This window comes from Pseudomonas sp. USHLN015, assembly GCF_037153275.1.
Classification (GTDB): Bacteria; Pseudomonadota; Gammaproteobacteria; order Pseudomonadales; family Pseudomonadaceae; genus Metapseudomonas; species Metapseudomonas tohonis.
The window spans coordinates 13274-34505 of record NZ_JBBCKP010000016.1 but is presented as its reverse complement, the minus strand read 5'-3'; the positions used below and the strand labels follow the sequence as shown (position 1 = coordinate 34505).

Annotated in this window: 21 protein-coding genes; 6 read left to right on the top strand and 15 right to left on the bottom strand. The window is 68.2% G+C overall.

What is annotated here, in order from left to right; translation table 11 throughout:
- Positions 1-25: 25 nt before the first annotated feature.
- Together WFQ67_RS27215 and WFQ67_RS27210 are read right to left on the bottom strand one after the other, a co-directional pair.
- Positions 26-856 carry an amidohydrolase family protein gene (locus WFQ67_RS27215; protein WP_337058720.1) on the bottom strand — a complete coding sequence of 277 codons (831 nt, stop codon included), beginning with the start codon at positions 854-856 and terminating at the stop codon, positions 26-28.
- 67 nt (positions 857-923) lie between these two features.
- A complete protein-coding gene (locus WFQ67_RS27210; protein WP_337058718.1) occupies positions 924-2063 on the bottom strand; it encodes an acyl-CoA dehydrogenase family protein in 1140 nt (379 codons plus the stop codon).
- Positions 2064-2263: 200 nt separating this feature from the next.
- On the opposite strand from WFQ67_RS27210, the gene WFQ67_RS27205 reads away from it, so the two are divergent.
- Both WFQ67_RS27205 and WFQ67_RS27200 read left to right on the top strand, forming a co-directional pair.
- Positions 2264-2572, top strand: coding sequence for a type II toxin-antitoxin system RelE/ParE family toxin (locus tag WFQ67_RS27205; RefSeq protein WP_337058717.1), 309 nt, complete (start codon positions 2264-2266; stop codon positions 2570-2572).
- Complete coding sequence (locus WFQ67_RS27200; protein WP_173177962.1) at positions 2565-2861, top strand: addiction module antidote protein; 297 nt, start codon at positions 2565-2567, stop codon at positions 2859-2861. The genes WFQ67_RS27205 and WFQ67_RS27200 overlap by 8 nt, the downstream gene beginning before the upstream one ends.
- A gap of 90 nt (positions 2862-2951) precedes the next feature.
- On the opposite strand, the gene WFQ67_RS27195 is transcribed toward WFQ67_RS27200, so the two are convergent.
- Positions 2952-4238: a dicarboxylate/amino acid:cation symporter gene (locus WFQ67_RS27195; RefSeq protein WP_111262038.1), complete on the bottom strand. Its 1287-nt coding sequence runs from the start codon at positions 4236-4238 to the stop codon at positions 2952-2954.
- 323 nt (positions 4239-4561) lie between these two features.
- On the opposite strand from WFQ67_RS27195, the gene WFQ67_RS27190 reads away from it, so the two are divergent.
- Complete coding sequence (locus WFQ67_RS27190) at positions 4562-5560, top strand: AraC family transcriptional regulator (protein ID WP_173177960.1); 999 nt, start codon at positions 4562-4564, stop codon at positions 5558-5560.
- Between the two features lie 57 nt (positions 5561-5617).
- Here the strand turns inward: WFQ67_RS27190 and WFQ67_RS27185 are convergent, their stop codons facing one another.
- A complete protein-coding gene (locus WFQ67_RS27185) occupies positions 5618-5935 on the bottom strand; it encodes a putative quinol monooxygenase (RefSeq protein ID WP_337058716.1) in 318 nt (105 codons plus the stop codon).
- A gap of 162 nt (positions 5936-6097) precedes the next feature.
- Here WFQ67_RS27185 and WFQ67_RS27180 point away from each other — a divergent pair, with 162 nt between their 5' ends.
- Entirely contained in the window at positions 6098-6688 is a 591-nt protein-coding gene (locus WFQ67_RS27180; protein ID WP_337058715.1) for an NAD(P)H-dependent oxidoreductase, read from the top strand.
- 117 nt (positions 6689-6805) lie between these two features.
- On the opposite strand, the gene modC is transcribed toward WFQ67_RS27180, so the two are convergent.
- Genes modC through modA form a run of 3 tightly spaced genes read right to left on the bottom strand, consistent with a single transcriptional unit; the run spans position 6806 to position 9367 of the window.
- A complete protein-coding gene (gene modC, locus WFQ67_RS27175; protein ID WP_337058714.1) occupies positions 6806-7894 on the bottom strand; it encodes a molybdenum ABC transporter ATP-binding protein in 1089 nt (362 codons plus the stop codon).
- Positions 7895-7913: 19 nt separating this feature from the next.
- Positions 7914-8594, bottom strand: a complete 681-nt coding sequence (gene modB / locus WFQ67_RS27170) for a molybdate ABC transporter permease subunit (RefSeq protein ID WP_337058713.1) — start codon at positions 8592-8594, stop codon at positions 7914-7916.
- A 20-nt stretch (positions 8595-8614) separates the two neighbouring features.
- The gene (gene modA, locus WFQ67_RS27165) at positions 8615-9367 is read right to left on the bottom strand and encodes a molybdate ABC transporter substrate-binding protein (RefSeq protein WP_337058712.1); all 753 of its coding nucleotides are present in this window, start codon (positions 9365-9367) and stop codon (positions 8615-8617) included.
- Between the two features lie 460 nt (positions 9368-9827).
- Here modA and WFQ67_RS27160 point away from each other — a divergent pair, with 460 nt between their 5' ends.
- Positions 9828-10622, top strand: a complete 795-nt coding sequence (locus WFQ67_RS27160) for a substrate-binding periplasmic protein (RefSeq protein WP_337058711.1) — start codon at positions 9828-9830, stop codon at positions 10620-10622.
- A gap of 21 nt (positions 10623-10643) precedes the next feature.
- On the opposite strand, the gene WFQ67_RS27155 is transcribed toward WFQ67_RS27160, so the two are convergent.
- From WFQ67_RS27155 to pqqA, 8 genes are all read right to left on the bottom strand, one after another.
- On the bottom strand, positions 10644-12323 hold the full coding sequence (locus WFQ67_RS27155) for a PAS domain-containing hybrid sensor histidine kinase/response regulator (RefSeq protein ID WP_337058710.1): 1680 nt from the start codon (positions 12321-12323) through the stop codon (positions 10644-10646).
- Positions 12307-13470 carry an alcohol dehydrogenase-like regulatory protein ErcA gene (ercA, locus tag WFQ67_RS27150; RefSeq protein WP_173177920.1) on the bottom strand — a complete coding sequence of 388 codons (1164 nt, stop codon included), beginning with the start codon at positions 13468-13470 and terminating at the stop codon, positions 12307-12309. The genes WFQ67_RS27155 and ercA overlap by 17 nt, the downstream gene beginning before the upstream one ends.
- Before the next feature lie 140 nt (positions 13471-13610).
- Complete coding sequence (locus tag WFQ67_RS27145; RefSeq protein ID WP_337058709.1) at positions 13611-15473, bottom strand: S9 family peptidase; 1863 nt, start codon at positions 15471-15473, stop codon at positions 13611-13613.
- A 120-nt stretch (positions 15474-15593) separates the two neighbouring features.
- Positions 15594-16757, bottom strand: coding sequence for a pyrroloquinoline quinone biosynthesis protein PqqE (pqqE, locus tag WFQ67_RS27140; RefSeq protein ID WP_337058708.1), 1164 nt, complete (start codon positions 16755-16757; stop codon positions 15594-15596).
- On the bottom strand, positions 16729-17007 hold the full coding sequence (gene pqqD, locus WFQ67_RS27135) for a pyrroloquinoline quinone biosynthesis peptide chaperone PqqD (protein ID WP_043241947.1): 279 nt from the start codon (positions 17005-17007) through the stop codon (positions 16729-16731). The genes pqqE and pqqD overlap by 29 nt, the downstream gene beginning before the upstream one ends.
- Positions 17004-17756, bottom strand: a complete 753-nt coding sequence (gene pqqC, locus WFQ67_RS27130) for a pyrroloquinoline-quinone synthase PqqC (RefSeq protein ID WP_021222616.1) — start codon at positions 17754-17756, stop codon at positions 17004-17006. The genes pqqD and pqqC overlap by 4 nt, the downstream gene beginning before the upstream one ends.
- 29 nt (positions 17757-17785) lie before the next feature.
- Positions 17786-18700 carry a pyrroloquinoline quinone biosynthesis protein PqqB gene (gene pqqB, locus WFQ67_RS27125; protein ID WP_337058707.1) on the bottom strand — a complete coding sequence of 305 codons (915 nt, stop codon included), beginning with the start codon at positions 18698-18700 and terminating at the stop codon, positions 17786-17788.
- A gap of 44 nt (positions 18701-18744) precedes the next feature.
- On the bottom strand, positions 18745-18816 hold the full coding sequence (pqqA, locus tag WFQ67_RS27120; protein ID WP_003243383.1) for a pyrroloquinoline quinone precursor peptide PqqA: 72 nt from the start codon (positions 18814-18816) through the stop codon (positions 18745-18747).
- A 408-nt stretch (positions 18817-19224) separates the two neighbouring features.
- On the opposite strand from pqqA, the gene WFQ67_RS27115 reads away from it, so the two are divergent.
- The gene (locus WFQ67_RS27115; protein ID WP_337058706.1) at positions 19225-21174 is read left to right on the top strand and encodes a sigma-54-dependent Fis family transcriptional regulator; all 1950 of its coding nucleotides are present in this window, start codon (positions 19225-19227) and stop codon (positions 21172-21174) included.
- The last annotated feature ends 58 nt before the right edge of the window (positions 21175-21232 follow it).

Sequence of the window (21232 nt, the reverse complement as noted above, 5' to 3'; positions counted from 1 at the left end):
GGGCACGGCGGCTCGCCGGATAGCCTCACAGCCGGAACACCTGGCGCGCATTGCCATGGAGGAACTTCGCCTCGATCGCCTCGGGCAACCCCAGCTCCCTCACCTGGGTCATGCAGCGCTCCAGCGACAACTGCGGGAAGTTGCTGCCGAACAGCACCTTGTCCTGGCCGTAGCTGCGCATGAACTGCAGCAGCGCCTGGGGGTAGTAGCGTGGCAGGTAGGCGGAGGTGTCGATGTAGATATTGTCGTGCTTCCAGGCCAGGCCGATCATCTCCTCGGTCCAGGGATGGCCGATGTGCCCGGCGACGATGCGCAGCTCGGGGAAATCCAGCGCCACCTCGTCCAGGTAAGGCACCGGGCGGCCGGTCTCCGAGGGCATCAGCGGGCCGGTGTGGCCCACCTGGGTGCAGAAGGGAATGTCCAGCTCGATGCACTTCACGTAGAGCGGGTAGTAGAGCCGGTGGTTGGGCGGCAGCTTCCACAGCCAGGGCACCACGCGCAGCGCCTTGCAGCCCAGCTCCAGCACCGCCCGCTCCAGCTCGCGCACCGCCGCCAGGGGTTTGCCGAGATCCACCGTGGCGACCCCGACGAAACGCTCGGGAAAGGCGCGGGTGTACTCGGCCACCAGGTCGTTGTCGAACACCCAGCGCTCCGGCCGGCACCAGGCGGCGAGCATGAGCTTGTCCACGCCCGCGCGGTCCATCTCCGCCACCGTCTGCTGTGGCGTCAGCGGTTGGTCGAGCAAGTGTGCGGAACCGGATTTCTCGAACAGCCGGACCACCTCCGGCAACAGCTCGCGGGCGCGGCCGTTGGCAGGTTGGGCCCAGGCGTCGATGGCGCCCAGCGGTGCATTCATGGCAGTGACCTCCTGGTGTCCATACAGTGGCTGAACTCTAGCCCGGCCCGGGGCGCCGGGCCGGGGTTCAGAGCTTCATGCCGCGGCTGATGATCTCCTTCATGATCTCCGAGGTGCCGGCGAAGATGCGCTGGATGCGTGCGTTCGCGTACATCTTGCAGATCGGGTACTCCCACATGTAGCCCCAGCCGCCGTGCAGCTGCACGCCCTCGTCCACCACCTTGCACAGCAGCTCGGTGGTGAACAGCTTGGCCTCGGCGGCCACTTCGGGGGTGAGTTTCTTCTGGTTGTGATCCATCACGCAGCGGTCGGTGAAGACCTGGGCGACGTCGATCTGGGTGCGCATCTCGGCCAGCTTGAAGCGGGTGTTCTGGAAGTGCGAGACGGGCCGGTCGAAGGCCTTGCGCTCCTTCACGTAGTCGATGGTGGTCTGCAACGCCGCCTCGGCACCGGCCACCGCGCCACAGGCGTTGGTCAGGCGTTCCTGGGCGAGCATGTTCATCAGGTAGAAGAAGCCGCCCTTGGCATCGCCCAGCAGGTTCTCCTTGGGCACCTTGACGTTGTTGAAGAACAGCTCGGCGGTGTCCTGGCTCTTCATGCCCAGCTTCTTCAGGTTGCGCCCGCGCTCGAAGCCGATCATGTCGCGCTCCACCAGGAACAGGCCCATGGCGTGCTTGTTGGCCGGGTCGGTCTTGGCCGCGACGATTACCAGGTCAGCCAGCAGGCCGTTGGAGATGAACACCTTGGAGCCGTTCAGCTCGTAGTGGTCACCCTTGTCCACGGCGGTGGTGCGCATGCCGGCGAGGTCGGAGCCGGCGGAAGGCTCGGTCATGGCCACCGCGAGGATGATTTCGCCACTGATGATCCCCGGCAGGAAGCGCGCCTTCTGCTCGGCGTTGCCGTACTCGGCGATGTAGGGGCCGCACAGCGCCGAGTGCAGCGGGATCATGAAACCCGGCTCGTTGATGTGGGCCAGCTCCTCGCACATGATCTGCTCGTAGCGGAAGTCCTTGAGCCCGGCGCCGCCGTACTCCTCATCCGCCCAGGGCAACAGGAAGCCCATCTCGCCAGCCTTGCGCCACACGGCGCGATCCACCACACCCGCCTCCTCCCAGGCCTCCTGGTGCGGCACCACTTCCTTCTGCAGGAAGGCGCGGAACGCGTCGCGGAACATGTTGTGTTCGGTTTCGAAATGGATGCGCTGCATGCGAAGGGTCTCCCTGGAAAAAAACGTTCCGCAGGGTAGGCGGCGCCCGCCCGCACGCTCAATGACGCAAGCGCTCAGGCTCGATTGACCCATGCGCTCAGCATGAAGCGGGACCACCCTCGCCGCCTCGTCACTCCCGCGAACGCGGGCGGCCAGTGAGCGGCGTTGACGACCGTAGCCCAAGAGCTACAATCGCCGGCATGATCGAGGTCCTCCAGAGCAGGGCGTTCGCCACCTGGCTGAACCACCTGAGCGACGGCAAGGCCAGGGCACGGATACTGGCTCGCATCGACCGCATGGCCGACGGCCACCTGGGGGACGTCGCACCGATAGGCGAAGGCCTCAGCGAAGCCCGGCTCCACTTCGGCCCCGGCTACCGGCTCTACTTTCTCCAGCGCGGCCGGTTCCTGATCGTCCTCCTCTGCGGTGGCGACAAGGGCAGCCAGGGGCGAGACATCAGACACGCCAGGCGCATCGCCACAGCGTGGAAGGAGCAACACCATGACTGAAGACTTTTCCCGCTGGGACTCCGCCGACTACCTGCGTAGCGAGGAAGACATGGCCAACTACCTGGATGCCTGCATCGAGGAAGCCGGCGACGATCCCGCCTTCATCGCCAAGGCCCTCGGCACCCTCGCCCGCGCCAAGGGCATGACCCAGGTCGCCCGCGACACCGGCCTCTCGCGCGAAAGCCTGTACCGCGCGCTGTCCGGCGAGGGCAATCCCGAGTTCGGCACCATCCTCAAGGTCCTCAGGGCACTCGGCCTGCAACTGCACGCCAGCCCCGCCCGCCACTGACGCGGGTTTCCCGCGCCCATAAAAAAGCCCGTCACGAGACGGGCCTGGAAAATCTCCTCCCCGTGGGGAGGGAGGAGAGAATTACAGGGTTCAGACGCGCTGGGCTTCTACCTGCGGCGCGGCATTGCCGGCCAGTTCGCGGTCCAGGGTGTCGGTGTCCAGCTGCTTGCACCACTTGGCGACGACCAGGGTCGCCACGCCGTTGCCGACCAGGTTGGTCAGGGCGCGGGCTTCGGACATGAAGCGGTCGATGCCGAGGATCAGCGCCAGGCCCGCGACCGGCAGGTGGCCGACGGCGGAGAGGGTGGCGGCCAGGACGATGAAGCCGCTGCCGGTGACGCCGGCGGCACCCTTGGAGGCGATCAGCAGCACCAGCAGCAGGGTGATCTGGTGGGTGATGTCCATCGGCGTGTCGGTGGCCTGGGCGATGAACACCGCGGCCATGGTCAGGTAGATGGAGGTGCCGTCGAGGTTGAAGGAATAACCGGTGGGGATCACCAGGCCGACGACCGACTTGTTGGCACCGAGTTTTTCCATCTTGGCGATCATGCGCGGCAGGGCGGACTCGGAGGACGAGGTGCCCAGCACGATCAGCAGTTCCTCGCGGATGTACTTGATGAACTTGAGGATGCTGAAGCCATGGGCGCGGGCGATGCCACCCAGCACGATCAGCACGAACAGCAGGCAGGTGATGTAGAAGCACAGCATCAGCTGGCCGAGCTGCACCAGCGAGCCCACGCCGTAGGCGCCGATGGTGAAGGCCATGGCACCGAAGGCACCGATGGGCGCGACCTTCATGATCACGTTGATGATGTTGAACATCACCTGGGAGATACGCTCGATGAACTCGAACACCGGGCGGCCGTAGTCACCCATGCGGTGCAGCGCGTAGCCGAACAGCACGGAGAAGAACAGCACCTGGAGGATGTCGCCGTTGGCGAAGGCGCCGACCACGGTCCCCGGGATGACGTTCATCAGGAAGTCGATGGTGGACTGCTTCTCGCCAGCCGCCGCGTAGGCCGCGATGCCCTTGGTGTCCAGGGTGGTGGGGTCGACGTGCATGCCGACGCCGGGCTGCACCACGTTGACCACGACCAGGCCGATCAGCAGCGCGAGGGTAGAGACGATCTCGAAATACAGCAGCGCGTAGCCACCGGTCTTGCCGACGGCCTTCATGCTCTGCATGCCGGCGATGCCGGTGACCACGGTGCAGAAGATGATCGGCGCGATGGCCATCTTGATCAGCTTGACGAAGCTGTCACCCAGCGGCTTCAGGGCGACGCCGGTCTGCGGGTAGAAGTGGCCGACCAGGATGCCGATGGCGATGGCCACCAGAACCTGGAAATAAAGGCTTTTGTAGAGGGGTTGACGGGTCATGGCAGGTCCTCTCGGGTGGTGCGGGGCCTGATTCCGTACAGGGGCGCACCACCGGTCTCTATCACCTCCCTTGCTGGGAGACTTTGTTGTTCTGCGATCCAAACCAATGGATGGCGAGACTCCTATCGCAAGGGCTGTGCCAACCCGAACGGATCGCTCAACACCTAGTGCGCCGTGGCCCACAGAAAACAACAGGGGGCTGTAGGACAATTCTTCAGGCGGATTCCCGCCAAGGCGCCCGGGGGATTCCCGCCACGGCCACCCCTTGTCGCCCCCTCGCGCCCCGCCCTACCATCGGCCACCCCGAACCAGGAAGCCGCCCCATGCGCGAGCGCACCATCGCCAGTCATTTCGTCCGTGCCGCCCTGCGCGGTCCCGAGCGCCATGGCCTGGATTGCGCCGCCATCCTGCGCCACGCGGGCATCCAGGCGGCATTGCTGGAAGAGCCCCGTGCCCGGGTCGCCCCGGAGCAGTTCAGCCGGTTGATGCAGTTGCTGTGGGAGGCGCTGGACGACGAGTACATGGGCTTCGGCCGCCAGCGCAGCAAGCGCGGCACCTTCGCCATGATGTGCCACGCGATCATCCACTGCCGCAGCCTGGAGAAGGCCCTGGGGCGAGGGGCGATGTTCTACGGCCTGTTCCCCGAGGCGCCGCGCATCCTCCTGGAGCGCGAGGGCGAGTCGGTGCGCCTGACGGTGGACGACGCCACCCTCTGGGACCCGGACCACTTCCTCGTGGAAAGCCTGCTGGTGATCTGGCACCGCCTCGGCAGCTGGCTGATCGGCCAGCGCATCCGTCTGGAGGAAGCCACCTTCGCCTATGCCGAGCCCGAGCACGTCGGCGAATACGAACTGCTGTTCCCCACCCAGCGCCGCTTCGATGCGCCCAGCACCAGCCTGCTGTTCAACGCCCGCTACCTGGCCATGCCGCTGCTGCAGGACGAACGCACCCTCAAGCACTTCCTCGAGCACTCCCCCGCCGACCTGCTGGCCCGCCCCGATGGCGGCGACAGCCTCACCAGCCAGATCCGCCGCCTGCTGGGCCGCGACTGCCGCACCTGGCCGGACCTGGAAGCAGTGGCCCAGCAGCTGCACATCAGCCCGCAGACCCTGCGTCGCCACCTGCGCGAGGAAGGCTCCAGCTTCCAGGAACTCAAGGATCACCTGCGCCGCGACCTGGCGATCTACCACCTGGGCCGCGACGAGCTGTCCATCCAGGACATCGCCGAGCAGCTCGGCTTCTCCGAACCCTCGGCCTTCCACCGCGCCTTCAAGAAATGGACAGGCCTCACCCCCGGCGCCTACCGCGCCCAGGAAGCCTGACCGCCCAAACCCTACTCGCGTAGCCAGGACGTAGCCCGGGGGCTTTTCGCGCCAGCCTCAACCCTTCACCATCGCCGCCGCGCTGAGCATCTCGATCTCGCGGATCTCGAAATCCCGCACCAGGAACTCCATGCGCCGCTCGTGGAAGGCCTGCATGTGCGGCAGGGCGGAATGGGCTTCCAGGTCCGCCCGCGAGCGCCACACCTCGAAGAAGATGAACAGCGTCGGGTCGCGGGCATCGCGCAGCATGTGGTACTCGATGCAACCCGCCTCCGCGCGGCTGGGCTCGACGTAGGCGCGGAACAGCGCCTCGAACTCGTCGGCTTTCTCCGGGCGCAGGTGGGCATGGAGGATGAAGGCGCAGGTATCGCTCATGGGCTGACGCTCCGGTTGCTGGAATGCGGCGCAGCCTATCGCAAGAGTCGATTGGCGATTCGTGCATTTCACGCAAAGGCGATTTGCCCCGGAAGCGGTTTTTCCCGCGCACGGCCCTGGGTAACCTGCCGGTCATCGAGAACCTCACGAGGCCACCCAGCCATGAAAAAGATCCTCCTGCTCAACGGCGGCAAGCAGTTCGCCCATTCCGACGGCCGCTACAACCGCACCCTGCACGAAGCCGCCCTGGCCCACCTCGACCGCTCGGGCTTCGACGTGAAGGAAACCTTCATCGATGGCGGCTACGACACCGCCGAAGAAGTGCAGAAATTCCTCTGGGCCGACGTCATCGTCTGGCAGATGCCCGGCTGGTGGATGGGCGCGCCCTGGACCGTGAAGCAGTACATCGACGAAGTCTTCACCGCCGGCCACGGCAGCCTCTACGCCAACGACGGCCGCACCCGTTCCGACGCCTCGCAGAAATACGGCAGCGGCGGCCTGCTGCACGGCAAGCAGTACATGATCTCCGCCACCTGGAACGCCCCGCAGCAGGCCTTCGACGACCCCACCGACTTCTTCGAGGCCAAGGGCGTGGACGCCGTCTACTTCCCCTTCCACAAGGCCAACCAGTTCCTCGGCATGACCGCCCTGCCCACCTTCCTCGCCGTCGACGTGATGAAGCGCCCCGATATCGAAGGCGACATCGCCCGCTACGAAGCGCACCTGGCCAAGGTGTTTGGCGCTAGCGCCTGATGCCGTTAAGTGGGCCCCCACCCTGCCATCAAGGCATCCGCACAGGTTCCTGCTCACGGGGCTGCAACGCCATGGAAGAGGCGGGAGCTCGCGAATGACGCCCGAGGCGACGAAGCGTCAGGCCAGCAACGCCACCGACTTGATCTGCGCCCACAGCTGCTGCCCCGGGTGCAGCCCGAGCTGGTCTCGCGAATAACGGGTGATGCGCGCCAGCAGCGGGTTGCCGTCCACCTCCAGGCGCACCAGCACGTGGGCGGCGTTGTCCGCCGGGATCTCGGCGCACACCGTCGCCGGCAACAGGTTGAGGATGCTGCTGTCCGCCTGGCGTTGCAGGCCCAGGCTGACGTCGCGGGCCTGCACCTTGAAGCGCACCCGCCGCCCGGCCTCCGCCGGGGCGTGGGCCACGCGCATGCTCAGCCCGCTGCCCGGCAGCCCGAGGGTGAGCAACTGGTACTCGGCGTCATGCCCGATCACCCGCCCCTCGATCACCACCCCCGCGTCATCGCCCAGCGCCGTGGGCAGGTCCAGCCGCGCCAGGGTCTCGCCCAGCGGCCCGCTGCCAAGCACGCGGCCCTCGTCCATCAGCACCAGGTGATCGGCCAGCCGCGCCACCTCCTCCGGGGAATGGCTGACGTAGAGCACCGGGATATCCAGCTCGTCGTGCAGGCGTTCCAGGTAGGGCAGGATCTCCGCCTTGCGCTTGCCGTCCAGGGCCGCCAGCGGCTCGTCCATCAACAGCAGGCGCGGGCTGGTCAGCAGCGCCCGGGCCATGCCCACGCGCTGCCGCTCGCCACCGGACAGGCGCGCCGGCATGCGCTCCAGCAGGTGCTCGATGCCCAGCAGCTCCACCGCCTGCGCGAACTTCACGCGGCGCTCGGCGGGCGGGATGCGCTTCTCGCCGTACTCCAGGTTGCGCCGCACCGACAGGTGCTCGAACAAGCTCGCCTCCTGGAACACATAGCCCAGGGCGCGCTTGTGGGTAGGCACGAAGAGGCCGCGCTCGCTGTCCTGCCAGGTCTGGCCATTGATCTCCAGGCGGCCACGGGCGCTGCGCTCGAGGCCGGCGATGCAGCGCAGCAGGCTGGTCTTGCCCGAGCCGGAATGGCCGAACAGCGCCGTCACCCCGCGCCCGGGCAGGGCGAGGTCGACGTCCAGCTCGAAGCCGGGCCAGGCCAGGTACAGGCGCGCACGTATGTCGTCACTCATGCCGCGGGGGTCCTCGGGGTCAGGTCCAGCCCGGCTTCATGCGCCGGCTGGAATACAGGGCCAGCAGTATGAGGAAGGAGAACACCACCATGCCACCGGCCAGCCAGTGGGCCTGGGCGTACTCCATGGCCTCGACGTGATCGAAGATCTGCACCGAGACCACCCGGGTCTTCTCCGGGATGTTGCCACCGATCATCAGCACCACGCCGAACTCCCCCACCGTGTGGGCGAAACCGAGGATGGAAGCGGTGACGAAGCCCGGCCGGGCCAGCGGCAGCACCACGGTGACGAAGCTGTCCCAGGGGCTGGCGCGCAAGGTGGCCGCGACCTCCAGCGGACGCGACCCCATGGCCTCGAAGGCGTTCTGCAGGGGCTGCACCACGAAGGGCAGCGAATAGAGGACCGAACCCACCACCAGCCCGGCGAAGGTGAAGGGCAAGGTGCCCAGGCCGATGGACTGGGTGAACTGGCCGATGAAACCATTGGGCCCCATGCTCACCAGCAGGTAGAAGCCGATCACCGTGGGCGGCAGCACCAGCGGCAGCGCCACCACCGCCCCCACGGGCCCCTTCAGCCAGGACCCGGTGCGGGCCAGCCACCAGGCGATGGGCGTTCCCACCAGCAGCAACAGGGCCGTGGTCAGGCTCGCCAGTTCCAGGGTCAGCCGGATCGCCGCCCAGTCGTCACCGCTCAGTGGCATCGCACCGTTTCCTCAGTCAGTCAAAGCTCGTAGCCGTAGGACTTGATCACCGCCGCGGCCTTGTCGCCCTTCAGGTAGTTGACCAGCGCCCTGGCGGCGGCGTTGTCCTTGCCCTTGGCGAGGATCACCGCGTCCTGCCTGATCGGGTCGTGCAGCTCGGCCGGCACGATCCAGGCGGAGCCGCCGGTCACCTTGCCATCCTTGTAGACCTGCGACAACGCGACGAAGCCCAGCTCGGCATTGCCACTGGAAACGAACTGCTGCGCCTGGGTGATGTTCTGGCCCTCCACCAGCTTGCCCTTGACCTGGGCGGTCAGGCCCAGCTTCTCCAGCACCTGGGTGGCGGCCAGGCCATAGGGCGCGGCTTTCGGGTTGGCGATGGACAGGTGCTTGTACCCATTGTTCTTCAGCACCTCGCCCTCGGCGTCGACGTAGCCGTCCTTGGCCGACCACAGGGCCAGGGTGCCGACGGCGTAGGTGAAGCGGGTGCCGGCAACGGTGTCGCCTTCCTTCTCCAGCTTGGCCGGGGTGGTGTCGTCGGCGGCGAGGAAGACCTCGAACGGTGCGCCGTTCTTGATCTGGGCGTAGAACTGGCCGGTGGCACCGGTGGCGATCACCAGCCTGTGGCCGGTGTCCTTCTCGAAGTCCTTGGCGATGGCCTGGATCGGTGCGCTGAAGTTGGCGGCGACCGCGACCTGGACATCCTGGGCCAGGGCCAGGCTGGCGGTTGAGCAGGCGGCAAGCGTGACGAGCAGGCGAGACAGATGGCCCATGGGAACACTCCTTGGTTGTTGTGCGAGGTCGGAGGATGTGGAACGGAAGCCGACTCTAGCGCCTCGCTATGTATAAAACTATATAGCGATGAAAATTTTCTTCGGCGATCGTCACAGGCGTGCAATACAGACCGGTGAAACTGACGGCGGCTGAGGGACCAGCCCCCATCTGATGCCGCTGGCGGCTCACTTGGCCACGACGGAAAAGTCCGGCGCTCCCGCCGCGCCGATATCGCCTCCGCCTCCCCCGCTGCGGAAACCTCATGGCCGCCTCCTGCGGCCATTTTCGTTCCCACCTCCCGCCCCCGTTCATCCGGCGGCACGCCCCATTCCTGACCGGGTTCTCAAGTTCGCCCAGGGACCGCAGACGGCGCTTTGCCATCATGCTAAAAGGCGCCCGCCAACCCAGGGCCCCAGGCCTGACTACACTTCCCGGGCGCCTGCCTGAAACCGAGCCACCATGTCGCCGACCCCGTTCATCGCCTGTGCCCTCACCTGCCTCCTCACCTTCCAGGTCCAGGCGGCCGAGCCCGGAAAGCTGGTGTTCTGCTACGAGGACCAGGACTCCTGGCCCTGGGTGATGCTCGACGACAAGGGCCTCAACCAAGTGCTGTTCGATCGTGTGCAACAGGCGCTGAAGCTGAAGATCCAACGCCAGCCGATGCCCTGGAAGCGCTGCCTCGATGGCCTCGCCCGGGGCCAGTACGATGGCGCCTTCGCCGCCGCCTTCAAGACCGAGCGCCAGGTCATGGGCCACTACCCGTACCGCGCCGATGGCTCGCTGGACACCGGCAAGCGCCTGCACAGCGCCTCCTACTCCCTCTACCGCCTGCGAGGCAGCCAGGCCGACTGGGACGGCAAGGCCTTCAGCGGCATCCGTGGCCGCGTCGCCTCGCTCAGCGGGTTTTCCATCATCGATTTCCTCAAGGCCCACGCCCTGGAAGTCGAGGAAACCAGCCGCGACCCGCTGGCACTGCTGCGCATGCTCCACGGCCGCCGCTTCGAGGCCGCCGCCATGCAGACCCTGCGCGCCGACCAGCTCCTGGCCAGCCACCCGGACATCGGCCAGGACATCGAGAAGCGCCCGGTGCCACTGGAGCAGAAGGACTATTACCTCATGCTGTCGAACCGCCTGGTGGACGAGCGGCCCGCCCTCGCCCAGGCCATCTGGGACGAGATCGCCCGCCAGCGCGAATCCGCCGACTACCAGGCCCGGCTCAGGCAGGTGCTGGCCGACACCCCGCACGGCAACTGACCGGCCGGGGTCCGTTCGGGATCAGAGCAGCAACTGGCTCAGCACCGCGCGCAGCTTGCCGGGCTTGACCGGCTTGTTCAGCAACGGCGCGCCGAGGGCCTGGAGGTTGCGCCGGCACTCGTCGCTGCGGTCGGCGGTGATCATCACCGCCGGGATCGCCCGGCCGAACTGCCCGCGCAGCGCCTGCACCACCTCGCAACCGGTCACGCCGTGATCGAGGTGGTAGTCCGCCAGGATCGCCTCCGGCGCGACGCCGCCCAGGTTGCCCAGGGCGCTCTCCAGGTCGGGCGCGGTCACCACCTCGCAGCCCCACTGCCCCAGCAGCGCGGCCATGCTGTGGAGGATGCTCGCCTCGTTGTCCAGCACCAGCAGGCGCCGACCCGGCAGCGGGTCGCCGGTGACCGGGCGCGGCGGCCGCTCCTCGCGGCGTGCGGGCAGCACCTCCGCCAGCGGCACCTCGATGGAAAACACCGAACCGCGCCCCGGTTGCGAGCGTACGCCGATGGGGCAGCCGAGGATGCCGGCGATGCGGTCGACGATGGCCAGCCCCAGGCCCACGCCCTTGCGCTCGGCTGCACGGCCCCGGTCCAGCTGGTTGAATTCGAGGAAGATCGCCTGCAACTGGTCCGCCGGAATGCCCCGCCCGCTGTCCCACACCTCAAGCCGCACCTTGTTGCCCTGGCGCCGGCAGCCGAGCAGCACGCGGCCACGCTCGGTGTAGCGGCAGGCGTTGCTGAGGAAGTTGCGCAGGATGCGCGTCAGCAGGCGGATATCGGTGCTCACCGCGAGCCCCCCGGGAATGCGCGCGCGCAGTTGCAGCCCGGCGGACTGGGCGACGCTCTGGAACTCCGAGGCCAGCGGCGCCAGCAGCTCGTCCAGGCGATAGGCGTCGATGTCCGGACGGATCGCGCTCTGGTCCAGCTTGGAGATTTCCAGCAGGTCGGTGAGCAGGTCCTCGGCGCCTTCCAGGGCCAGGTGGGTGCGCTCCACCAGCAGTTGCTCGGCACCCGGCAGATGGCGCTCGCGCAGGGTCGAGACCAGCAGCCGCGCCGCGTTCAGCGGTTGCAGCAGGTCGTGGCTGGCGGCGGCCAGGTACTTGTCCTTGCTCTGGTTGGCGGCCTCGGCGGCGTCGCGCGCCTCGCGCAGCTGGCCATTGAGGGTCTGCAGCTCCAGGGTGCGCGCCGCCACCCGCTGCTCCAGTTCGTCGTTCAAGGTCTGCAGCCGCTGCTGGGCGAGGATGCGTTCGGTGATGTCGGCGACGAAGCCTTCGAACAGCCCCTCCTCGTCCGGCTTCAGCAGCAGGTTCATCAGCACGTCGACATGGCTGCCGTCCTGGCGACGCAGGCGCGTCTCGTAGCCGAACAGCCCCTGCTGGCGCTGCAGCTCGGCGCGGATGTGCACCAGCTCCGCCTCGCCACCGACGAACAGGTGGCTGGCGAGATCGGTCAGCGCCCACAACAACTGCTCCGGCGAGTCGTAGCCGAGCATCCGCGCCAGGGCCGGGTTGGCCGCACGCAGGCCCTCCTGCAGGCTGGCCTGGAAGATGCCGTGCACGGCGTGCTCGAACAGCCACTTGTAGCGATTGCGCTCGGTCTCCAGCTCCTCCAGCCGGCTCAGCAGCTCGGGATAGTGGCTCTTGCGCGCCGAATGGCTGCCCAGCCCGAGCAGCGCCTGGCGCTGCTCCTCAGAGGGCCTCGGCATACACCACCTCGACATCCCGCTGGCTCGACTCGCGCGGGTTGGTGAGGATGCAGGGGTCCTCCATCGCATGGCGCGACAGGAAGGGGATGTCGGAGGTGGAAACGCCGTGCAGCTTCAGCGTCTCGTGGAAGCCCACCGACTGCTTGAAGGCGATCAGGTGCTCCACCAGGCGCTGGCGGATCTGGTTGTGGTTGAGCCCGCGCCCGTCGATGCCCAGGGTCTCGGCCACCACGCGGAAACGCTCCGGCGCGGCGCTGTAGTTGAAGGCCACCACATGCTCCACCAGCGCCGCGTTGCACATGCCGTGGGGCAGGTCGAGGAAGCCGCCGAGGCTGTGGGACATGGCGTGCACCGCGCCGAGGATGGCGTTGGAGAAGGCCAGCCCCGCCTGCATGCTGCCGAGCATGATCTTCTCGCGCAGGGCGATGTCGTCGGGCGTTGCGATCATCTGCACCAGGTTGCCGTTGATCAGGCGCATGGCCTCCAGCGCGTGGGTATCGGTGAGCGGCCCGCTGCCGGTGGACACGAACGCCTCGATGGCGTGCACCAGCGCATCGATGCCGGTACAGGCGGAGAGGAAGGGGTCCATGCTCAGCGTGGTTTCCGGGTCGATCAGCGACACGTCCGGCACCACCGCCTTGCTGACGATGGAGAACTTCATCCGCTCGGCCTGGTTGGAGATGATCACGAACTGCGACACGTCCGCCGAAGTGCCGGCGGTGGTGGGGATGAGGATCAGCGGCGGGCTCGGCACGCGGATGGTGTCCACGCCCTCGAATTCGAGGATGCAGCGGTTGTGGGCGACCATGATGCCGATGCCCTTGGCGCAATCCATCGGGCTGCCGCCACCCACGGCGACTATCACGTTGCAGCCCTCGCTGCGGTAGAAGTCCGCCCCCAGCCGCACCTCCTCCACGCGCGGGTTGGGCGAGACCTGGGTGAACAGGCAGTAGTCGATGCCCTGGGCCTGCAGGCTGGCCTCCACATCGGCGACCCAGCCGGCGGCGAGCACACCGGGGTCGGACACCACCAGCACCTTGCGCGCACCGAAGGTGCTCGCGTAGTTGCCGACGTTATGCCGGCAGCCGGCGCCGAAGATGATTTCGGGGGACACGAATTTACGCAGTTGGCTGATGTCGTGGCGCATGATCCGCCTGATCGTTCTTGTTATGGGATGGGAAGCAGACTACTGGAATCAGGGACGTTTTCAATCCGACCAATGGGTGCCAGCCGATTGCTAGTCCCAAGCTTCAGTGCTTGAGAGCATCCCACCCGATCGCCATGCGATCAGAGCAACCGCCGGTAGAACCCGTATTCCGCCTCCAGCGCATGGGCGAGGTTGGCGGCCTGGCGGAAGCCGTGGCCTTCGTCGGGATAGAGGTGCACCTCCACCTCGCGGCCCAACTGGCGCAGGGCGTCGACCATGGCGTGGGTCTGCGCGGGGACGACCACGGCGTCGCGGCCACCCTGGAAGAAGATCAGCGGCGCCTCGATGTCCGCCAGGCGCTGCAACGGGGTGCGCTGGCGATAGCGGTCGGCGTCGAGGTCGGGGTCGCCGATCAGCCAGTCGAGGTAGTCGGCCTCGAACTTGTGGGTGACCCGGCGCAGCGCCAGCGGGTCGCTGACCCCGTAGAGGCTGGCACCGCCACGGAAGGTGCGGCCCTCGGCCAGGGCCAGCAAGGCGCTGTAGCCGCCGGCACTGCCGCCACGGATGAAGGCCCGCGCGCCGTCGATGCGCCCGGCGGCGGCCAGGTGGGCGACCGCCGCGCAGGCGTCCTCCACCTCGATGCGCCCCCACTCCCCGCGCAGGCGCTGGCGGTAGGCCCGGCCATAGCCGCTGCTGCCCCGGTAATTGAGGTCGAGCACGGCGAAACCGCGCTGGGTCCAGAACGGGATGCGCGGGTCGAAGTGCGGGTAGCAGGCCGAGGTCGGCCCGCCATGCATGAACACCAGCAACGGTGGGCGCTCATCCACCGGCCCCTGCACCTCGGCATTGCGCGGCGGGTAGAAGAAGCCGTGAGCGCGCTCGCCCTGGCCGGTATCGAAATCCACGGGCTCCGGGCGTGACAGCTGGGCGTCGGGCAGCGGTTGCTCGCCACCGGCCAGTACCACGACGCGCCCCTCGCTGCGGTCGATGGCGATCACCGCCGGCAGCCGGTCCGGTGCCGAGGCGATGGCATAGAAGTACAACGCATCGAATGCCAGGGCACGGAAGCGGCTGAAGGCCTGCGCCAGGCGTCGCTCACCCGCCCCGCCCTGCTCCACCAGCACGCCGAAGCCCTGCTCGAAACGGCTCGCCAGCAGCCCATCCGCCTCCAGCGGCAGCCAGGTGCAGGCACCCAGTTGCCAGGGCGCGGCGGCGTGATCGGCCTCCACACTGCCCGATACCGGGCGCCAGCCAGCAGCGGATTCCTCCCAGGGCTGCCACCAACCGTGGCGGTCGCTCAGGCACAGCAGACGGCCATCGGCGCTGAAGCGTGGCTGTTGCAGGGACTCCTCGCCCTCGTGGCCCGCCACCTGCCGCGGGTCCTGCCAGGCGCCGTCGTCGTCACGCCGGGCCACGCACAGGCGGGTCGCGGTCCAGGGCTGCTCGGGGCGGTTCCATTCGATCCAGGCCAGGCGGCGACCGGAAGCGTCCAGGGTCGGCGCGGCATAGAAGTCAGCGCCCTCGGCCACCACCCTGCGCGTGCCGTCGCCCAGGGCGATGCTCACCAGGCGATTGCGCACGGCATCACCGCCATGGCACTCCTCCACCGCCAGCAGCGCCTGGCCACGCGCATCGAACTGCAGGTCGCCGTAGCGGCTGCCAAGGCGTCGGGTCAGGGGTCGGGGTTCGCCGTCCACGCTCTGCAGATAGAGCTGCTGGTCCACCTCGTTGACGAAGGCCACGCCCTCGGGGGTCGCACAGAAGGCACCGCCACCGTACTCGTGCACCCGGCTGCGCAGGGAAATGCCTGCCGGCGTCAGGCAGCGCGCCTGGCCTTCGCGCCACAGCCAGAGCGTGGTGCGTGCGTCCCGCGGGTCGAAAAGGGTCCATAACAGGCCGTGCGCGCAGCGCTTCAGCTCGGCGAAGTCACGGCTGGCGCCTGCCGCGTCGAGCGCGCTGAAGGTGCTGGGCCAGGTGCCGTAGGGGACGGTGGCGTGGGGCATGGCGATTTCCGGACAGGTCCTCTTGGGTGGGCCCCCGCGTTCGCGAGGGTGACGGTGCAAGGCGCAACCCCGCAGGGCTCCGGCCAGCCCCCGCGAACCCGGGGCCCCACCGAACAGCCCTCACGCCTTGGCGATCAGCTGCGCATTGCCCGGGTTGCGGAATACCAGCTCATTCACGCCCCGTGGCGCCTCCTCGGCCTGGCGGCGGGCGTCGAGGATGATGCCGTGGTGCGCCGACTTGCTGCACACCGGGTCGGCGTTGGCGGCGTCCCCGGTGAGCATGAAGGCCTGGCAGCGGCAGCCGCCGAAGTCGCGATCCTTCTCGTCGCAGGAGCGGCACGGCTCGGGCATCCAGGCATCGCCTCGGAAGCGGTTGAAGCCGAAGGAGTCCTGCCAGATGTGGCGGATGCTGTGCTCGCGCACGTTGGGGAACTGCACCGGCAGCTGCCGCGCGCTGTGGCAGGGCAGCGCGGTGCCGTCGGGGGTGATGTCGAGGAACAGGTTGCCCCAGCCGTTCATGCAGGCCTTGGGTCGCTCCTCGTAATAGTCGGGGGTGACGAAGATCAGCTTGCAGGGGTGGTTCTCGGCCGCCAGCTTGTCGCGGTAGGCATTGGTGATGGCCTCGGCGCGCTCCAGTTGCTCGCGGGTCGGCAGCAGGCCGGCACGGTTGAGCTCGGCCCAGCCGTAGAACTGGCAGGTGGCGAGCTCGACGAAGTCCGCCTCCAGCTCCAGGCACAGCTCGATGATGCGTTCGATGTTGTCGATGTTGTGCCGGTGGGTGACGAAGTTGAGCACCATCGGGTAGCCCGCCGCCTTCACCGCCCGGGCCATGGCCAGCTTCTGGGCGAAGGCCTTGCGCGAGCCGGCCAGCAGGTTGTTCACCGCCTCGTCGGCGGCCTGGAAGCTGATCTGGATATGGTCCAGCCCCGCCTCGGCGAACTCGGCGATGCGCGCCTCGGTGAGGCCGATGCCGGAGGTGATCAGGTTGGTGTAGTAGCCCATGCCGCGCGCCGCGCGGATCAGCTCGGCCAGGTCCTGGCGCACCAGCGGCTCGCCACCGGAGAAGCCCAGCTGCGCCGCCCCCAGCTCACGGGCCTGGCGGAACACCTCGATCCACTCGGCGGTGGACAGCTCCGCGCCCTGGCGGTCGAAGTCCAGGGGGTTGGAGCAGTACGGGCACTGCAACGGGCAGCGGTAGGTCAGCTCTGCCAGCAGCCAAAGCGGCGGGCCGGGCTGGCTGGCCGTGCGGAGCGGTTCAACGCAGCTCGATCCAGAACTGTGCACTGGCCACCTCCATGAACGCGAGGATGTCCTCGTCCACCCCCGGCACATCGGGGAAGCGCCCGGTGAGGTCGTCGATGATGGCCGCGACGCTGCGCTGGCCGTCGATCAGCTTGAGGATTTCGCTGGCGCTCTCGTTGAGCTTGATCATGCCTTCCGGGTAGAGCAGCACGTGGCAGCCCTGGGCCGGCTCGAACTGGAAACGGAAGCCCCGGCGCAGTTGCGGGGTCTTCGATTGCAGCACCTCGCTCATTGCCCCAGCCCCCTGTGCCAGACCCGCTCGCGGGTCACCGTGTGGTACGGCGGGCGCTCCAGCTCGTAGGCCATGCTCATGGCATCGAGCATGCTCCACAGCACGTCGAGCTTGAACTGCAGGATCTCCAGCATGCGCTGTTGGGCCTCGACCGTGCGGTAGTGCGCGAGGGTGATGCGCAGGCCATGCTCCACGTCGCGCCGAGCCTGGGACAGGCGCGAGCGGAAGTAGTCGTAGCCGGCCGGGTCGATCCAGGGGTAGTGGGTGGGCCAGGCGTCGAGGCGCGACTGGTGGATCTGCGGCGCGAAGAGCTCGGTCAGCGAGCTGCTCGCCGCCTCCTGCCAGCTGGCGCGGCGGGCGAAGTTGACGTAGGCGTCCACGGCGAAGCGCACGCCCGGCAGCACCAGTTCCTGGGACAGCACCTGCTCACGGTCCAGCCCCACCGCCTCGGCGAGTCGCAGCCAGGCCTCGATACCGCCCGCCTCGCCCGGCGCGCCGTCGTGGTCCTGGATGCGCTGGATCCACTCGCGGCGGGTATCGCGGTCCGGGCAGTTGGCGAGGATCGCCGCATCCTTCAGCGGGATGCACACCTGGTAGTAGAAGCGGTTGGCCACCCAGCCCTGGATCTGCTCGCGGCTGGCGCGGCCCTGGTACATCGCCACATGGAAGGGATGGTGGATGTGGTAATAGGCGCCCTTGGCGCGCAGCGCCTGTTCGAATTGCTCGGGACTCATGGCGGTCTGTTGCATGGACAGCTCCTCGTTGTTCGGGCCGGCGCTCAGAGGCGGATGGCCATGCCATCGCAGGCCACTTCGATGCCGCGCGCGTCCAGTTCGGCGCGCTCGGCGGAATCGGCATCGAGGATGGGGTTGGTGTTGTTGATGTGAATGAGCACCCGGCGCTTGTCCTGCAGGCCGTCGAGCACCTCCAGCATGCCGCCGGGGCCGCTCTGCGGCAGGTGGCCCATCTCGCTGCCGAGCTTGTCGCCCACCTCGCACACGCGCATCTCGTCGTCGCGCCACAGGGTGCCGTCCACCAGCAGGCAATCGGCGCGGCGCATCCAGCCCAGCAGCGCCTCGTCCACCTGCCCCAGGCCCGGCGCGTAGAACAGCGAGCCGCCGGTGCGCAGGTCCTCGACGAACAGGCCGATGTTGTCGCCCGGGTGCGGGTTGCCCCGGTGCGGCGAGTAAGGCGGCGCGCTGCTGCGCAGGGCGATGGCGGTGAAGCGCAGCCCCGGGCAGGCGGGAATGGTGAAGGGCTCGCCGTCCAGGGCGATGGGGTTCCAGGCCAGGCCGCCGTTCCAGTGCTGCAGCATGGTGAACAGCGGGAAGCCGCTGGTCAGGTCCTGGTGGACCATCTCCGTGCACCACACCGAATGCGGGCAGCCCTCGCGCAGGGTCAGGAGGCCGGTGACATGGTCGATCTGGCTGTCCATCAGCAGCACGGCGGCGATGGCCGTGTCGCGCAGGCGCCGGGCCGGCTGCAACGCCGGGAAGGCCTCGATCTGCGCGCGGATGTCGGGGGAGGCATTGCACAGCACCCAGTTCACCCCATCATCGCTCAGGGCGATGGAGGACTGGGTACGCGCTTCGGCGTTCAGGGTGCCGGCACGCAGGCCGGCGCAATTGCGGCAGTTGCAGTTCCACTGCGGAAAGCCCCCGCCGGCGGCGGAGCCGAGAATCTGGATATGCATGGGAACCCCTGGCGGGAAGCCCCGGCGAACCGGGGCAAGGACGATCAGCGGTTGGCGAAGTACATGGTCACTTCGAAGCCAATGCGCAGGTCGGTATAGGCGGGTTTAGTCCACATGGGTCGATCCTCTTCTTATTGCGCCGGAGAATTCCGGCAGGTTTGAGTTAACCACCAGGCCCGGTACCCCCGAATGCTACTTTCGAACGAGTTCCGGTCCTGATTTGGTAGCGTGCGTGCGACAGCTGTGCGCCCGCCCGCTACAGCTGTCGCATTCCTGCGACGGCTGCCCATGCGCCGCGCATGGTGCGGCCCGGCGACGAGGCGCCCTGGGCCGGGCCTTGCGGCGGCGTCGAATGCTTCGGGCATGTGCCTTGCTGTCTCCATGCCACCTCCGACGGATGGATAACGGCGGGCGGCTGCCCTGCGGTCTATGGTTGGAGCGTCCGGCCGGGCCGCCGGTTCGACAAAAACAACAAGACGCCGAGGCGCGCCCCCAGGGGCCGCCAGCGGCCAACGGGAGTGCCTATGACCTTGCATGCCTCGGAGACCAGCGCCAGCGAACTCGCGGCCTTCGTCGACCATCATTTTTCCGGGCGCGGCATCCGCCCCGACGGGCTGATCGCCCAGTCCTGGTACCGCAGCGTCACCCAGCACCGCCTCAACCCGAGCGGGCGCGGCGAGAAGAACATCCTCACCGCCGCCGAGATCCGCCAGCACCAGGCCCAGCACCAGGAATACCTGGCCATCGCCAGCCAGGGCGTCACCGGCCTCGCCCGCCGCGTGGTGCAGGCCGGCTTCGCGGTGCTGCTCAGCGACGAGGACGGCATCACCCTCGATGCCCGCCTGCCCGCCGAGCGCGACCGCTACACCCAGTCCGGCCTGATCGTCGGCGCGCGCTGGGACGAGTCCGTGGTCGGCACCAACGGCATCGGCACCGCCCTGGCGGCCGGCCAGGCACTGACCATCCACCGCCAGGAACACTTCCTCGCGGCCAACGCGCGGCTGAGCTGCTCGGTCTCGCCGATCTTCGACGCCCAGGGCCATTTGCGCGGCTGCCTCAACGCCACCTGCCTGAACAGCGACGGGCCCAAGGAGGCGCAGTACCTGACCCTGCAACTGGTGATCATGTATGCCCGGCTGATCGAGAACGCCCACTTCTGCCAGAGCTACCGCGACCGCCTGACCCTGGCCATCAAGCCCCGCGACGACATCACCGACCTGGCCAACGAACAGCTGCTGGCCCTCGACGAGCAGGGCCGGGTGATCGGCGCCAACCGCGCGGCCTTCGTCGCCTACGAGGAAGACCCGGGCAGCCCCCTGCTCGGCCGGCGCATCGACAGCCTGCTGCCAGCCAATGTCGACGAGTTGCTCAGCCTCACCAGCGGCGGCGCCCGTGGCGTGCGCCTGCGCGCCCTGCAGGGCGAGGCCCTGGTGGACGTCGGCCTGCGCATCCCCGCCGGGCACCTGCGCCCGGCCACGCCCGCGCCACAGGTGCGCACGCCGGCCAGCGAGCACCCCGGCCTGGAACGCCTCGGCGGCAGCGACGCGCAGTTGCAGCAAGGCGTGCGGCGCATCCGCAAGGTGATCGACAAGGGCATCCCCATCCTCGTCACCGGCGAGACCGGCACCGGCAAGGAGGCCTTCGCCCGCGCCATACACCAGGCCAGCGCCCGTCGCGCGGGGCCCTTCGTGGCGCTCAATTGCGCGGCCATCCCCGAGACGCTGATCGAGAGCGAGCTGTTCGGCTACCGCGGCGGCAGCTTCACCGGCGCCAGCAAGAAGGGCATGAAGGGCAAGCTGGAACTGGCCAACGGCGGCACCCTGTTCCTCGACGAGATCGGCGACATGCCCGCCCACCTGCAGACGCGCCTGCTGCGCGTGCTGGCCGAGCGCGAGATCTTCCCCCTGGGCGCCGAGACGCCGGTGCCGCTGGATGTGCAGGTGGTCTCCGCCACCCACCAGGACCTGGCCGGGATGATCCAGGCCAAGGCGTTCCGCGAAGACCTGTTCTACCGCCTCAGCGGCATGACCCTTTCCCTGCCGGCCCTGCGCGAGCGCAGCGACCGCGCCGAGCTGATCGACGCCCTGCTCGCCACCCAGCCCGGCGCCGAAGGGCTGCGCCTGGATGACGCGGCCCGCCAGCGCCTGCTCGCCCATCCCTGGCCGGGCAATATCCGCCAGTTGCTCAACGCCCTGCGCTACGCCGTGGCCCTGGCCGAGGATGGCGTGATCGACTGCGATTGCCTGCCCGCCGAGCTGCATCAGGCCGCCCTCCCCGTGCCGCCGGTCAGCCGCGCCGAACCCGCCAGCCTCGCCGACCAGCTGGGCGACGATGAAGCCCGCCACCTGCTGGCCACCCTGCGCCAGCACCGCTGGAACATCAGCGCCGCGGCCGAAGCCAGCGGCATCTCCCGATCCACGCTGTACCGCAAGATGAAGAAGCACGGCATCGTCCAGCCCAATGAAATGTTCTGACCCGTAGGGGCGAATTCATTCGCGATCGGGCGTGACGGCGAACACCGCCGCCACGCCT

Excerpts from the sequence above, each read along its gene's own strand:
- WFQ67_RS27155 (WP_337058710.1), bottom strand. The coding sequence starts at position 12,323 with ATGCCGAGGCCCTCTGAGGAGCAGCGCCAGGCGCTGCTCGGGCTGGGC.
- WFQ67_RS27185 (WP_337058716.1), bottom strand. The coding sequence starts at position 5,935 with ATGAGCGATACCTGCGCCTTCATCCTCCATGCCCACCTGCGCCCGGAG.
- WFQ67_RS27190 (WP_173177960.1), top strand. The coding sequence starts at position 4,562 with ATGCGCGAGCGCACCATCGCCAGTCATTTCGTCCGTGCCGCCCTGCGC.
- WFQ67_RS27115 (WP_337058706.1), top strand. The coding sequence starts at position 19,225 with ATGACCTTGCATGCCTCGGAGACCAGCGCCAGCGAACTCGCGGCCTTC.
- pqqD (WP_043241947.1), bottom strand. The coding sequence starts at position 17,007 with ATGAGCGAGGTGCTGCAATCGAAGACCCCGCAACTGCGCCGGGGCTTC.
- WFQ67_RS27180 (WP_337058715.1), top strand. The coding sequence starts at position 6,098 with ATGAAAAAGATCCTCCTGCTCAACGGCGGCAAGCAGTTCGCCCATTCC.
- pqqC (WP_021222616.1), bottom strand. The coding sequence starts at position 17,756 with ATGCAACAGACCGCCATGAGTCCCGAGCAATTCGAACAGGCGCTGCGC.
- modA (WP_337058712.1), bottom strand. The coding sequence starts at position 9,367 with ATGGGCCATCTGTCTCGCCTGCTCGTCACGCTTGCCGCCTGCTCAACC.
- WFQ67_RS27145 (WP_337058709.1), bottom strand. The coding sequence starts at position 15,473 with ATGCCCCACGCCACCGTCCCCTACGGCACCTGGCCCAGCACCTTCAGC.
- WFQ67_RS27210 (WP_337058718.1), bottom strand. The coding sequence starts at position 2,063 with ATGCAGCGCATCCATTTCGAAACCGAACACAACATGTTCCGCGACGCG.
- modB (WP_337058713.1), bottom strand. The coding sequence starts at position 8,594 with ATGCCACTGAGCGGTGACGACTGGGCGGCGATCCGGCTGACCCTGGAA.
- WFQ67_RS27205 (WP_337058717.1), top strand. The coding sequence starts at position 2,264 with ATGATCGAGGTCCTCCAGAGCAGGGCGTTCGCCACCTGGCTGAACCAC.
- WFQ67_RS27215 (WP_337058720.1), bottom strand. The coding sequence starts at position 856 with ATGAATGCACCGCTGGGCGCCATCGACGCCTGGGCCCAACCTGCCAAC.
- pqqB (WP_337058707.1), bottom strand. The coding sequence starts at position 18,700 with ATGCATATCCAGATTCTCGGCTCCGCCGCCGGCGGGGGCTTTCCGCAG.
- WFQ67_RS27200 (WP_173177962.1), top strand. The coding sequence starts at position 2,565 with ATGACTGAAGACTTTTCCCGCTGGGACTCCGCCGACTACCTGCGTAGC.
- WFQ67_RS27195 (WP_111262038.1), bottom strand. The coding sequence starts at position 4,238 with ATGACCCGTCAACCCCTCTACAAAAGCCTTTATTTCCAGGTTCTGGTG.
- WFQ67_RS27160 (WP_337058711.1), top strand. The coding sequence starts at position 9,828 with ATGTCGCCGACCCCGTTCATCGCCTGTGCCCTCACCTGCCTCCTCACC.
- modC (WP_337058714.1), bottom strand. The coding sequence starts at position 7,894 with ATGAGTGACGACATACGTGCGCGCCTGTACCTGGCCTGGCCCGGCTTC.
- ercA (WP_173177920.1), bottom strand. The coding sequence starts at position 13,470 with ATGCGCCACGACATCAGCCAACTGCGTAAATTCGTGTCCCCCGAAATC.